Below are 10,128 nucleotides of genomic sequence, written 5' to 3'. Positions count from 1 at the left end.
GGCACCCCGAGATCGCCGGACTCGGGAAGGCCGCGTGAGCGCGATGCCGCACCGGACCGCCCCGCCCCGCCATCGGCCGCACCCTCCGGACCGCCCCGCGGTTCGAGGTGCGGGCCGTCCCGTCCCTGCTCATCCTGGAAACGAGAAAGGGTGAACGCCATGGCCATCGAGCCCGATCCGCACCTGTCGATGGTGCGCCCGGTCACCCCGCGCAGCCCCGAGGGGTGCGAGGAGTGCCTGCGCCTGGGGTCCCCCTGGGTCCATCTGCGTCTCTGCCTGACCTGCGGACATGTGGGGTGCTGCGACTCCTCGCCGCTCAAGCACGCCCGTGCCCACGCGTACGCCGAGGAACACCCCATCGTCGAGCCCATGGAACCGGGCGAGACCTGGCGGTGGTGCTACGCCCACGAGGCCATGGCCTGATGTCGGGCGAGGACCGTTCCCCGGACACCGCACCGGAGGGAGCGGCACCGGACGAGACCCCGGATCCGTACGGCGCGTTTCCGCGGCTGACGGATCAGCTGACGGATCAGCGGATCGCGTTCCTCTCCGGGCACGGCACCCGCCGGTCGGTGGCGGCCAGTGAGGCGGTCTTCCGCGAGGGCGACCGGGGCACGGACTTCCTCGTCGTCCTCAGCGGCACCATCGCGATCATCGAGCACCACGGCACCCCGGACGAGCGGGTGCCCCGGGTGCACCTGCTGATCACGGGCTCGTATCCGGGCTCCCGGATGTCCCGCCATCTGGTGGACCAGATCGAGCGCCATCCGCGGGTGAGCGTGGCGCTGGACACCGAGGTCCGCGAGGCGCGCGGCGATGACGCCCTGCGGGCGGTCGTGGTGGAGCACCGCCGCACCGGGGAGCGCCGCGTCCTGAACGCCTGCTCGCTGTTCGTCTTCATCGGGACCAAGCCCTGCACCGACTGGCTCTCCAGCGCCCTGGCCCTGGAGGACCGGGGCTTCGTGCTCACCGGCGCCGAGGCCGAGGCCCGGGCGGCGGCCGGTGTCCGGGAGGGCCAGGGCCGCCGCTGTCTGCCCCTGGAGACCAGTCCACGTCCATGACCACCTCGGCCACACCACCGCCGGCCTCACCCGCCCGAGCGGCGATCCGACACCCATCCGCCACCCCAGCGCCCCAGGAGGCTTCTGAGGCATCGAAAGGACGAACACGATGGTTGCGACAGGCTTTCCCGCGTTCGACACGACCGTCGACAAGACCAACCGCCTCCTCAAGGAGATCGAGGACGCGTACGGCTGGCCCAAGGAGCGCCGTAAACAGTCCTACGCCGCCCTGCGCGCGGTGCTGCACCAGCTGCGGGACCGGCTGACGGTGGACGAGGCCGTCCAGTTCGGCGCACAGCTCCCGATGCTGGTGCGCGGCATCTACTACGAGGGGTGGAGACCCTCGGAGACACCCGTGAAGATGCACAGCGAGGAGTTCTTCCAGCGGATCCGGCACGACTTCCCCTACTCGATCCAGGGCGACACCGAACATCTGGTCCACACCGTCCTGGAGGCCCTGCAGCGCCATATCAGCGAGGGCGAGTGGAATGATCTCCGGAGCCGGATGCCCGCCGACCTGGTCACCGTCATACCGCCGTAGCCGACTCCCGCCTCCTGCCCCGCCCGTGGTACCGCCGCACCGATAGGCGGCTTATGCGGTGTACGGCGAGGAGGACGGCGATGGGGACGGCGGCCGGAGAGGGCGGCGAGGGCGTACGGAGCGTCCTGCGCGCACTGGATCTGCTCGCCCTGTTCGACGAGACCCACCGCTCCCGCAGCGTACGGGAGTTGACCGACGGGGCGGCCGACCCGGCCGAGGAGACGGCCGCACCGGAGCAGAACCTCCGGGCGGCGCCGTGATCCCCGGTCAGACACTCCGCTGGTTCCCGAGGAACGCCCGCAGATGGCGCAGCGTCTCCTCCGGCGCCTCCTCGGGAAGGTAGTGGTCGCACGGCAGCGCCTGCCCGCGCACATCGTCGGCGTAACCGCGCCAGACCTCCGGTACGTCGTAGTGGCGGCCGACGAAACCGTGCGCGCCCCACAGGGCCAGCAGCGGTGCGGTGACCCGGCGGCCCGCGGCGGCGTCCGCGTCGTCGTGGACCAGGTCGATGGAGGCGGCGGCGCGGTAGTCCTCGCAGCTGGCGTGGATGGCCGCGGGATCCGAGAAGCAGCGGATGTACTCGGCCTGGGCCGCCTCGTCGAACGGGGTTCCGCCCCGGTGGCGCGCCCCCATCCGGGTGCGGATCCAGAACGCGGGGTCCTGGCCGATGAGGTGCTCCGGGATGCCGTGGTCCGCAGCCAGGAAGAACCAGTGGAAGTAGCCAAGACCGAAGTCCTTGTTGGCGTGCTGGAAGACGTACCGCGTGGGCACGATGTCCAGGACCGCGAGCGCGGCGACCGCGCGCGGATGGTCGAGGGCCATCCGGTGGGCGACCCGGCCGCCCCGGTCGTGGCCGGCCACCGCGAACCGGTCGAAGCCCAGCTCCCGCATCACCAGCAGCTGGTCGCGCGCCATGGCCCGCTTGGAGTACGGGGTGTGCTCGGCGTCGGACACGGGCTTGTCGCTGTCGCCGTAGCCGCGCAGATCGGTCAGGACCACGCGGTGGGTGGCGGCGAGCGCCGGGGCGATGTGGTGCCAGATCAGATGGGTCTGCGGATAGCCGTGCAGGAGGAGGACCGGCGGCCCGTCCCCGGCGGTGCGTACGTTGATTCCCACACCCTCGACGTGGACGGTGCGGCGGTCGAAGTCGCCCAGCGGCTGCTCGCTCATGACCCGATCCCAGCAGCCGCCCGCGGTGCGCGTCCAAGACCCGTTGACGACAATCCTTATAAGCAACACCTATGGACGGGTGAGGGCGCCGATGGTGCTGAAGGTGCCGAAGGTGGCGGGAGTGGCGAGGCGCGGGGAGGCGGCGCGGTGGATGTGCGGCAGCTGGAGTACTTCCTGGCCGTGGTGGACCACGGCGGGTTCAACCGGGCCGCCTCCGCGCTGTATCTGTCCCAGCCGTCCCTGTCCCAGGCCATCCGCGCCCTGGAGCGCGACCTGGGCAGCGACCTCTTCCACCGCATCGGCCGCCGGGCGGTCCTCACCGACGCGGGCACGGCGCTGATCGGACCGGCGCGGGAGGCGGTGCGCAGTCTCCAGCTCGCACGGGCCAGTGTGGAGTCGGTGCACGGGCTGCGCGGCGGCCAGGTGGACATCGCGGCCCCGCCCTCCCAGGCCGTCGAGCCGCTGACGGGCCTGATCGACCGCTTCGCCCGGGCCCATCCCGCGGTGTCCGTACGCGTGCAGGCCGCGTTCACCCCGCGCGATGTGACGGAGATGGTGCGCACCGGCGTGTGCGAGCTGGGGCTGCTGGCCTCCCCGGACCCCGTACCGCAGGGCGATGTGCGCACCTATCCGCTGGTCGAGCAGCCCTTCGTGCTGCTGACACCCCCGGACGGGCCGTTCCGCCCCGGGGCGCCGGTGCGCCATGAGCAGCTGTCCGGACACCGGCTGATCGTGGGCCAGAAGGGGACGGGGATGCGCCGCTACGTCGACGACCTGGTGGCCGAGGGCGTGGCGCTCACCGTCGTGGTCGAGACCGAGCACCGGGTGTCGATCCTGCCGCTGGTGCTGCGGGGCGTGGGCCTGGCGGTGGTGGCCGACGCCTGGCGCGGCCTCGCGGAGCGGGCGGGGGCCCTGGTCCTGGACCTGGAGCCGAGCACCAGTCTGCATATCGCCCTGGTCAGCAGGCGGGCGCCGCTGACACCGGCGGCGGAGGCGTTCGTCAGCACCGCCATGGAATCTCATAGGGCGGGCCTATAAGACCCATGCGATCCGCGTCTTGGACGCGGAAGTCGCTCCCCTGCTGCAATCCCCTCCATGACGAACCGCCGCACGACCACCACCCACCGCATCGCCCTGATCCCCGGCGACGGCATCGGCAACGAGGTCATCCCGGCCGCCCGCCGCGTGCTGGACTCCGTCGCCGCCCGGCACGGCCTCGGCTTCACGTACGAGACGTTCGACTGGTCGTGCGAGCGCCATGTCAGCCTCGGCGCGATGATGCCCGACGACGGTCTTGACCAGTTGCGCGGCCATGACGCGATCCTGCTCGGCGCGGTCGGCTACCCCGGCGTCCCCGACCATGTCTCGCTGTGGGGGCTGCTGATCCCCATCCGCCGGGGCTTCCAGCAGTACGTCAATCTGCGCCCCATCCGGGTCTTCGAGGGTGTGCCCAGCCCGCTGCGCGACGCGGGCCCCGGCGATGTCGACCTCGTCGTCGTCCGGGAGAACGTCGAGGGCGAGTACGGCGAGATCGGTGGCCGCCTCGGACGGGGGCTCCCGGAGGAAATGGCCGTCCAGGAAGCGGTGTTCACCCGCAAGGGCGTCACCCGCGTCCTCGACTACGCCTTCGTCCTCGCCGAGCGGCGCGGCGGTCGGCTCACCTCGGCCACCAAGTCCAACGGCATCATCCACACCATGCCCTTCTGGGACGAGCTGGTGGCCGAACGCGCCGCCGCGCACCCGGAGGTGGCCTGGGACCAGGAGCACATCGACGCCCTCGCCGCCAAGTTCGTCCTCGACCCGCGGCGATTCGACGTCGTGGTGGCCTCCAACCTCTTCGGCGACATCCTCAGCGACCTCGCCGCCGCGGTCGCGGGCAGCATCGGCATCGCCCCCGCGGCCAACCTCAACCCCGAGCGCGACTTCCCGTCCATGTTCGAGCCCGTCCACGGCTCCGCCCCCGACATCGCCGGACGCGGTATCGCCAACCCGCTCGGCGCGATCTGGTCCGCCGCCATGATGCTCGACCACCTCGGCCACCCCGAGGCGGCCACCCGCGTCACCGACGCCATCGCGACCGTCCTGGCGAAGACTCCCGTCCGCACCCCGGACCTGGGCGGTACGGCCACCACCGAGGAGTTCACCGACGCGCTGCTCGAACTGCTCCGATGACAGAATGACCGCATGGTGACAAATCAACCATGGGCGGGGCTCCATGGTGACCTGCTGGCGGCGAAGGCATTGGTGTACGACCCGAGCGGTTTTGCCTGTTCGCCGCCGGTGCCCGAGCCGGAGAGCGCCGAATACGCGGCGTGTCGGTTCACGCTCGACGGCCGTTCGGTCCGGTTCCGCGTGGCCAAAACCGCCCCGACGAAGGTGGGGCAGTTCGTCACCGTGTGGCAGCGGTCCGAGGACGGGCCCATCCGGCCCTTCGACGCCGACGACGGGGTGGACCTCTTCATCATCAGCAGCCGGGACGACCACGGCTTCGGGCAGTTCGTGTTCCCGTGCGCGGTGCTGTGCGAGCGCGGCGTCGTCTCCCGTAACGACAGGGGCGGGAAGCGGGGGTTCCGGGTCTACCCGCCGTGGGTGACCACCACCAACCGGCAGGCCCGCGGCACACAGGCATGGCAGGTGAACCACTTCTTCCACCTCGGCCAGGACGGCCCCGCCGACCCGGCGCACGCCCGCGCCCTCTACCGGCCGTAGGCGCCCACGTGTACGGGCGGGGCGGTGGGGTTGTCCCCAGGGCGATGGGGGTGGCTGGCCGGATCGATCCCAGGCTCGGCGGTCTCTAACGTGACCATTCGGTCGCGATGGAGCTTCGAGGGGGAGCACATGAACGTCGTCAAGCGCAGGCGGGTGCTGAGTGGCGGACTCACACTGGCGGTGGTGGCGGGGTTAGCGGCGGCGGCACCGAGGGGTGTCGCGGCAGTGGCCCCGCAGGGTGTCTCGGCGGCGGCACCGACGCATCACGACGCGCCGCGGCAGAATACCGCCGCCACGACCACCGCGGCGGACCACGATCTCCGCCTGCGCGAAATCCTGCACCGGCTGACCACGGTCGACGGCGCGCCCGGAGCGCTCGTAGAGACGCGGAACCGGCGCGGCAGCACGGTCCTGACCAGCGGCGTCGCGAACGTGAAGAGCCACGCGCCAATGCACCGCGACAGCAGGTTCCGGATCGGCAGCATGACCAAGCCATTCGTGGCGACGGTCGTGCTCCAGCTGGTCGGAGAGCATCGCGTCGCCCTCGACGCGCCGGTGGAGCGCTATCTGCCCGGTGTCATCCGAGGACACGGGAACGACGGGCGGATCATCACCGTCCGCCAGCTGCTCCAGCACACCAGCGGCGTGCCCGACATCCTCGACTACCTCACCCCGCAGGAGGTCCTCAAGGACCCCCTCGCCCACCACGACCCCCGCGACCTCGTGAACATCGCACTCGCCCACCCGCCGACCTTCACACCCGGCACCGACTGGCGCTACTCCAACACCAACTACCTGCTGGCCGGTCTGCTCATCGAAAGGGTCACCGGCCACACGTACGGCGAGGAGATCCGCCGGCGCATCATCGCGCCACTCGGGCTGCAGGAGACGTACGTACCGGGTGACGACCCGACGATCCCCGGCCCGCACCCGCGCGGCTACGTACGGCCGGGCGAGAACACGCCGCTCAGGGACATCACCGCCATCAACCCCTCGGTCGCGGGCGCGGGCGGCGGCATGATCTCCAGCGGCACCGACCTCAACCGCTTCCTGGACGCGCTCGTACGCGGCAAGCTGCTGCGCCCGGCCCAACAGCGGCAGATGATGACGACCCGCCCGACCGGCAACCCCGACGGCCGGGCGTACGGCCTCGGCCTGGAGAGCAGGCCGCTGCCCTGCGGCGGCCTCTACTGGGGCCACGGCGGCGACATCCCCGGATACGGAACGGTGGGCGGCGCCACGACCGACGGCAGGCAGGCGACGGTCATGGTGAACCTCGACCCGGGCGGCACGGACGCCCAGGACGCCGACATGGAAGCCGCCGTCCAAACGGCCCTCTGCGAGAGCCGCCACCCCTAGCGGAATAGCCGCGGCTGGTCACACCTTGCTGGTAAGCATGCGTATCTTCCGCACCTACGCGCGCGTCTACGCCACCGACCTGGACGCGGCGCTGGCACCGCTCACCGCCCTCACCGGTGAACCGATCACCACCCGCTTCACCATGCCGAACGGCCTGGAGCTGGCCACCGTCGGCCGGGTTCTGGTGGTGGCGGGAGACGAGCGGACACTGGAGCCGTACAGGGCGACGTCGGCCACGCTGATCGTGGACGACCTGGACGAATGCCAGGTACGTCTCACCCGGACCGGCGCAGAGATCGTACGCGGCCCGCAGGCGGTCCCCACCGGCAGAAACCTGACCGCCAAGCTGCCCGGTGGCGCCCAGATCGAATACGTCGAGTGGGACGAGGCCCAGTGGGAACGCGCCGGAGGCCGCCCGGACACCTCGAACCCCTCGTAGCTCGGCTGACGGGACTCCCCGTGCCCGGGCGCGGTGGCGCCACGCGCTCGGGGAGCCCGTCGTCGTAACTCGGCGGAAGCCCCAGGTCAGGACTGGGGACGGCTACCGTGATTGGCTCCGTTCTTACGACGAGCCTTCTTCTTACGACGTCGCTTCGACGACATGTCGCCTCCTTTCCAGCAATGCTTTTCGCCCTATGTGTACCGATTGCCTCGGCGTCTCAAGCGATGATCGCGGCGCGCTTACCCAGCCCCCCGACACATCACGCCCCTCCGTGAAACACCTCACGCCGCGCATCAGCATCATGAGCCGGAGCGGCACCGCCTTCCCAAGAGGGGACTACGGCCCGCGCGGGACGACGCAGGGCGAACACCGACAGGGCCGCCCCGCTGAGCGCGATCAGCATGGCCCACACCGCGGTGATGTGCATGGCGTGGTAACCAGCGGTCGATCACGACGAGCGTGCGCCCATACCAGGCGCACTTGTACGTCGCGTCACGGATCCCCACCCGTCGACCTTGCTGGTCCGCCCGTCTCAGGACCAGGCGATCTCGCCATGCCGGGAGACGAAGCGTCCGGTGCCGGCGCCCGGCCCCTCGGTGGCGAGGGCGACGATCGCGTCCGTGCCCTCGGTGACGGTCTGGGGGCCGCTGTGACCGTTGAGGTCGGTCGCGGTGTAGCCGGGGTCGGCGGCGTTGACGCGGATGCCCTTGAGCCCCTTGGCGAACTGCGTGGTCAACATCGTCAGCGCCGCCTTCGAGGAGGTGTACAGCGGCGCGACGACGTGCGACTCGGGCCGGTCGGGGTCGTGAGTGAGGGCGAGGGAACCCATACCGCTGCTGACGTTGAGGATCACAGGGTCGTCCGAGCGGCGCAGCAGCGGCAAGAACGCGGTGGTGGTGCGGACGACGCCGACGACGTTGACGTCGAGGACGGCGAGGGCGTCGGCGGCGGTGAGGTCGCTGGGATCGCCGACGGGGCCGTGCACACCAGCGTTGTTGATCAGGACGTCGATCCTGCCCTCGTGTTCGGCGACGTTCTCGGCCGCGTCGGCCACGGACGCGTCGTCGGTCACATCGATGGGGACGTAGCGTGCGCCGAGCGCGGCGGCGGCCTCCTCGCCCTGCTCACGGTCGCGGGCTCCGACGAGCACGGTGTGGCCGCACTCGATCAGGCGGCGGGCGGTCTCGCGGCCGAGCCCCTTGTTGGCTCCGGTGATAAAGGTGATCGTCATGCGTTCGATCCTGATCCCGACGACGGAGGCGGACCAGGGACACTTCGACGGTAGGAAGACCACTACCACCCTCGCGCCCACCCGCACGGCCGGGGACGCGGGAGGATGGGGATCATGCCGACGACACCCGGAACCGGACTGGGCGCCATGATCCGCACGTGGCGGGACCGGCTGCCCCCGTCGGCCGCCGGGCTGCCGGTGGCCCGCGGGCGCCGGGCGGCCGGGCTGCGACGCGAAGAGCTGGCCGACCTGGCCGGGGTATCGGTCGACTACATCGTGCGCCTGGAACAGGGGCGGGCCACGACACCCTCGGCGTCGGTGGTCGCGTCCCTGGCGCGCGCCCTGCGGCTGTCCACCACCGAGCGGGACCACCTGTACCGGCTGGCCCAGCTCGCTCCGCCGGTGGACGGTGCCATCTCCGACCATCTCCCACCCGGCATTCGGCGGGTGCTCGTCCGCCTCGGGGACGTGGCGGTCGCCGTGTTCGCGGCGGACTGGCAACTGGTGTGGTGGAACCATGGGTGGGCCGCCCTGCTGGGCGATCCCGCCGCCTCGCCGCCGCGGCTGCGCAACTTCGCCCGCGACAGGTTCCCGGTGGACGCCGGCCCCGCCCACCTCGCGCTGTGGCCGGTGACCGAGGCGGACCGCGACGCCACCGACGCCGCCGTCGTCTCCGACCTGCGCCGCGCCACCGGCCGCTTCCCCCAGGACAGCCGCCTGGCCACGCTGATCCGTGAACTGAACGCGGGTAACAAGAGGTTCGCCGAGCTATGGGCGGCCGGAGGGGTGGCCGCGCACCGCGAGGACCACAAGACGATCGACCACCCGTCGGTGGGCCCGGTCACGGTGGACTGCGACGTCCTGACCGACGGCGACTCCGAGCTCAAGATCGTCATCATGACCGCCGTGCCCGGCAGCGAGGACGAGACCAAGCTCCGGCTGGTGGACCAGGTGGAGGAGGGAAGCGCGGCGGCCTGGCCGAGCGCCCTGAACAGGGCATAGGCCCAGGCCAGGCGCGTAGCGGCGGACGAGTCGGCCTGTACGCCGGGTTCTGTCTCCCGGGGGCCTTGCGGCCCTCGGGGAGGCGGCCATCCATCTAGGACCGGCGTTGCCGCCGGTCTCGTGCGGTCTACCCGCGGACTCGGGCGGGCAGCCCTCGGTCGTCCGCGCAGAGCCGCCGTGCGGCGGCTCCTCTTGACCTTGCTCCAGGTGGGGTTTACCGAGCCGTCCGAGTCACCTCGGACGCTGGTGGTCTCTTACACCACCGTTTCACCCTTACCGGTCGCCTCGCGGCGTCCGGCGGTCTGTTTTCTGTGGCACTGTCCCGCGGGTCACCCCGGGTGGGCGTTACCCACCACCTTGCCGTGTGGAGCCCGGACGTTCCTCGGCGGGGCCCGAAGGACCCCGACGCGACCGCCCGGCCGGCTCGTCCGCCGTGTTGACCATGATACCCGTAAGGGCAGCCCGGTCGGCTCGGACGGTCCCGGCCGGTGGCGGGCCGGACCGCGCCCAGCCCGGTCAGCCGCCCGGTCCGTGTCCGCGGGTTCGTGGCCGCTTCGGCCCCGCCTCCGCAGGGGCGGCATCGCACCGGGCCGGGTGGTCAGGCGGTGCGCGG

The 10,128-nt window shown here is 71.5% G+C and carries 13 protein-coding genes and 1 other RNA gene; 10 read left to right on the top strand and 4 right to left on the bottom strand.

From position 1 onward, the window contains the following. The first annotated feature begins 159 nt into the window (after nucleotides 1–159). From GWI24_RS32870 to GWI24_RS32855, 4 genes are all read left to right on the top strand, one after another. Complete coding sequence (locus GWI24_RS32870; RefSeq protein ID WP_137977698.1) at nucleotides 160–423, top strand: UBP-type zinc finger domain-containing protein; 264 nt, start codon at nucleotides 160–162, stop codon at nucleotides 421–423. Beyond that, nucleotides 423–1,061 carry a hypothetical protein gene (locus GWI24_RS45765; protein ID WP_247617187.1) on the top strand — a complete coding sequence of 213 codons (639 nt, stop codon included), beginning with the start codon at nucleotides 423–425 and terminating at the stop codon, nucleotides 1,059–1,061. The genes GWI24_RS32870 and GWI24_RS45765 overlap by 1 nt, the downstream gene beginning before the upstream one ends. A 109-nt stretch (nucleotides 1,062–1,170) precedes the next feature. Further along, nucleotides 1,171–1,602, top strand: coding sequence for a DUF2267 domain-containing protein (locus tag GWI24_RS32860; protein ID WP_210949709.1), 432 nt, complete (start codon nucleotides 1,171–1,173; stop codon nucleotides 1,600–1,602). Between the two features lie 80 nt (nucleotides 1,603–1,682). After that, the gene (locus GWI24_RS32855) at nucleotides 1,683–1,862 is read left to right on the top strand and encodes a hypothetical protein (RefSeq protein ID WP_247617186.1); all 180 of its coding nucleotides are present in this window, start codon (nucleotides 1,683–1,685) and stop codon (nucleotides 1,860–1,862) included. Nucleotides 1,863–1,869: 7 nt separating this feature from the next. On the opposite strand, the gene GWI24_RS32850 is transcribed toward GWI24_RS32855, so the two are convergent. Then, nucleotides 1,870–2,772 carry an alpha/beta fold hydrolase gene (locus GWI24_RS32850; RefSeq protein WP_210949708.1) on the bottom strand — a complete coding sequence of 301 codons (903 nt, stop codon included), beginning with the start codon at nucleotides 2,770–2,772 and terminating at the stop codon, nucleotides 1,870–1,872. A gap of 147 nt (nucleotides 2,773–2,919) precedes the next feature. Between GWI24_RS32850 and GWI24_RS32845 the strand changes: the two genes are divergently transcribed. From GWI24_RS32845 to GWI24_RS32825, 5 genes are all read left to right on the top strand, one after another. Continuing rightward, entirely contained in the window at nucleotides 2,920–3,810 is an 891-nt protein-coding gene (locus GWI24_RS32845; protein WP_210949707.1) for a LysR family transcriptional regulator, read from the top strand. A 57-nt stretch (nucleotides 3,811–3,867) separates the two neighbouring features. Beyond that, nucleotides 3,868–4,944 (top strand): tartrate dehydrogenase, encoded by a 1,077-nt coding sequence (locus tag GWI24_RS32840; RefSeq protein ID WP_210949706.1) that lies wholly within the window; start codon nucleotides 3,868–3,870, stop codon nucleotides 4,942–4,944. 12 nt (nucleotides 4,945–4,956) lie between these two features. Next, complete coding sequence (locus GWI24_RS32835) at nucleotides 4,957–5,481, top strand: MepB family protein (protein ID WP_210949705.1); 525 nt, start codon at nucleotides 4,957–4,959, stop codon at nucleotides 5,479–5,481. 129 nt (nucleotides 5,482–5,610) lie between these two features. Continuing rightward, the gene (locus GWI24_RS32830; RefSeq protein WP_210949704.1) at nucleotides 5,611–6,840 is read left to right on the top strand and encodes a serine hydrolase; all 1,230 of its coding nucleotides are present in this window, start codon (nucleotides 5,611–5,613) and stop codon (nucleotides 6,838–6,840) included. Between the two features lie 37 nt (nucleotides 6,841–6,877). After that, nucleotides 6,878–7,279 (top strand): VOC family protein, encoded by a 402-nt coding sequence (locus GWI24_RS32825; RefSeq protein WP_210949703.1) that lies wholly within the window; start codon nucleotides 6,878–6,880, stop codon nucleotides 7,277–7,279. An 86-nt stretch (nucleotides 7,280–7,365) separates the two neighbouring features. On the opposite strand, the gene GWI24_RS46995 is transcribed toward GWI24_RS32825, so the two are convergent. Then, complete coding sequence (locus tag GWI24_RS46995) at nucleotides 7,366–7,443, bottom strand: 50S ribosomal protein bL37 (protein WP_370443954.1); 78 nt, start codon at nucleotides 7,441–7,443, stop codon at nucleotides 7,366–7,368. Nucleotides 7,444–7,814: 371 nt separating this feature from the next. Next, nucleotides 7,815–8,513 (bottom strand): SDR family NAD(P)-dependent oxidoreductase, encoded by a 699-nt coding sequence (locus GWI24_RS32820; RefSeq protein ID WP_210949702.1) that lies wholly within the window; start codon nucleotides 8,511–8,513, stop codon nucleotides 7,815–7,817. Between the two features lie 114 nt (nucleotides 8,514–8,627). Here GWI24_RS32820 and GWI24_RS32815 point away from each other — a divergent pair, with 114 nt between their 5' ends. Then, nucleotides 8,628–9,515 (top strand): helix-turn-helix transcriptional regulator, encoded by an 888-nt coding sequence (locus GWI24_RS32815; RefSeq protein ID WP_210949701.1) that lies wholly within the window; start codon nucleotides 8,628–8,630, stop codon nucleotides 9,513–9,515. Nucleotides 9,516–9,537: 22 nt separating this feature from the next. Here GWI24_RS32815 and rnpB read toward each other — a convergent pair. Beyond that, nucleotides 9,538–9,942, bottom strand: an RNA gene (gene rnpB, locus GWI24_RS32810) — RNase P RNA component class A. Between the last annotated feature and the right edge of the window lie 186 nt (nucleotides 9,943–10,128).

The organism is Streptomyces sp. MK37H (assembly GCF_018035285.1).
Classification (GTDB): domain Bacteria; phylum Actinomycetota; class Actinomycetes; order Streptomycetales; family Streptomycetaceae; genus Streptomyces; species Streptomyces endocoffeicus.
The sequence above is the reverse complement of the archived record's forward strand: the minus strand, read 5'-3'. Positions and strand labels throughout refer to the sequence as shown.

What these genes read in the sequence shown, in the direction of transcription:
- GWI24_RS32870 (WP_137977698.1), top strand. Translation starts at nt 160, where the DNA reads ATGGCCATCGAGCCCGATCCGCACCTGTCGATGGTGCGCCCGGTCACC.
- GWI24_RS45765 (WP_247617187.1), top strand. Translation starts at nt 423, where the DNA reads ATGTCGGGCGAGGACCGTTCCCCGGACACCGCACCGGAGGGAGCGGCA.
- GWI24_RS32860 (WP_210949709.1), top strand. Translation starts at nt 1,171, where the DNA reads ATGGTTGCGACAGGCTTTCCCGCGTTCGACACGACCGTCGACAAGACC.
- GWI24_RS32855 (WP_247617186.1), top strand. Translation starts at nt 1,683, where the DNA reads ATGGGGACGGCGGCCGGAGAGGGCGGCGAGGGCGTACGGAGCGTCCTG.
- GWI24_RS32850 (WP_210949708.1), bottom strand. Translation starts at nt 2,772, where the DNA reads ATGAGCGAGCAGCCGCTGGGCGACTTCGACCGCCGCACCGTCCACGTC.
- GWI24_RS32840 (WP_210949706.1), top strand. Translation starts at nt 3,868, where the DNA reads ATGACGAACCGCCGCACGACCACCACCCACCGCATCGCCCTGATCCCC.
- GWI24_RS32835 (WP_210949705.1), top strand. Translation starts at nt 4,957, where the DNA reads ATGGTGACAAATCAACCATGGGCGGGGCTCCATGGTGACCTGCTGGCG.
- GWI24_RS32830 (WP_210949704.1), top strand. Translation starts at nt 5,611, where the DNA reads ATGAACGTCGTCAAGCGCAGGCGGGTGCTGAGTGGCGGACTCACACTG.
- GWI24_RS32825 (WP_210949703.1), top strand. Translation starts at nt 6,878, where the DNA reads ATGCGTATCTTCCGCACCTACGCGCGCGTCTACGCCACCGACCTGGAC.
- GWI24_RS46995 (WP_370443954.1), bottom strand. Translation starts at nt 7,443, where the DNA reads ATGTCGTCGAAGCGACGTCGTAAGAAGAAGGCTCGTCGTAAGAACGGA.
- GWI24_RS32820 (WP_210949702.1), bottom strand. Translation starts at nt 8,513, where the DNA reads ATGACGATCACCTTTATCACCGGAGCCAACAAGGGGCTCGGCCGCGAG.
- GWI24_RS32815 (WP_210949701.1), top strand. Translation starts at nt 8,628, where the DNA reads ATGCCGACGACACCCGGAACCGGACTGGGCGCCATGATCCGCACGTGG.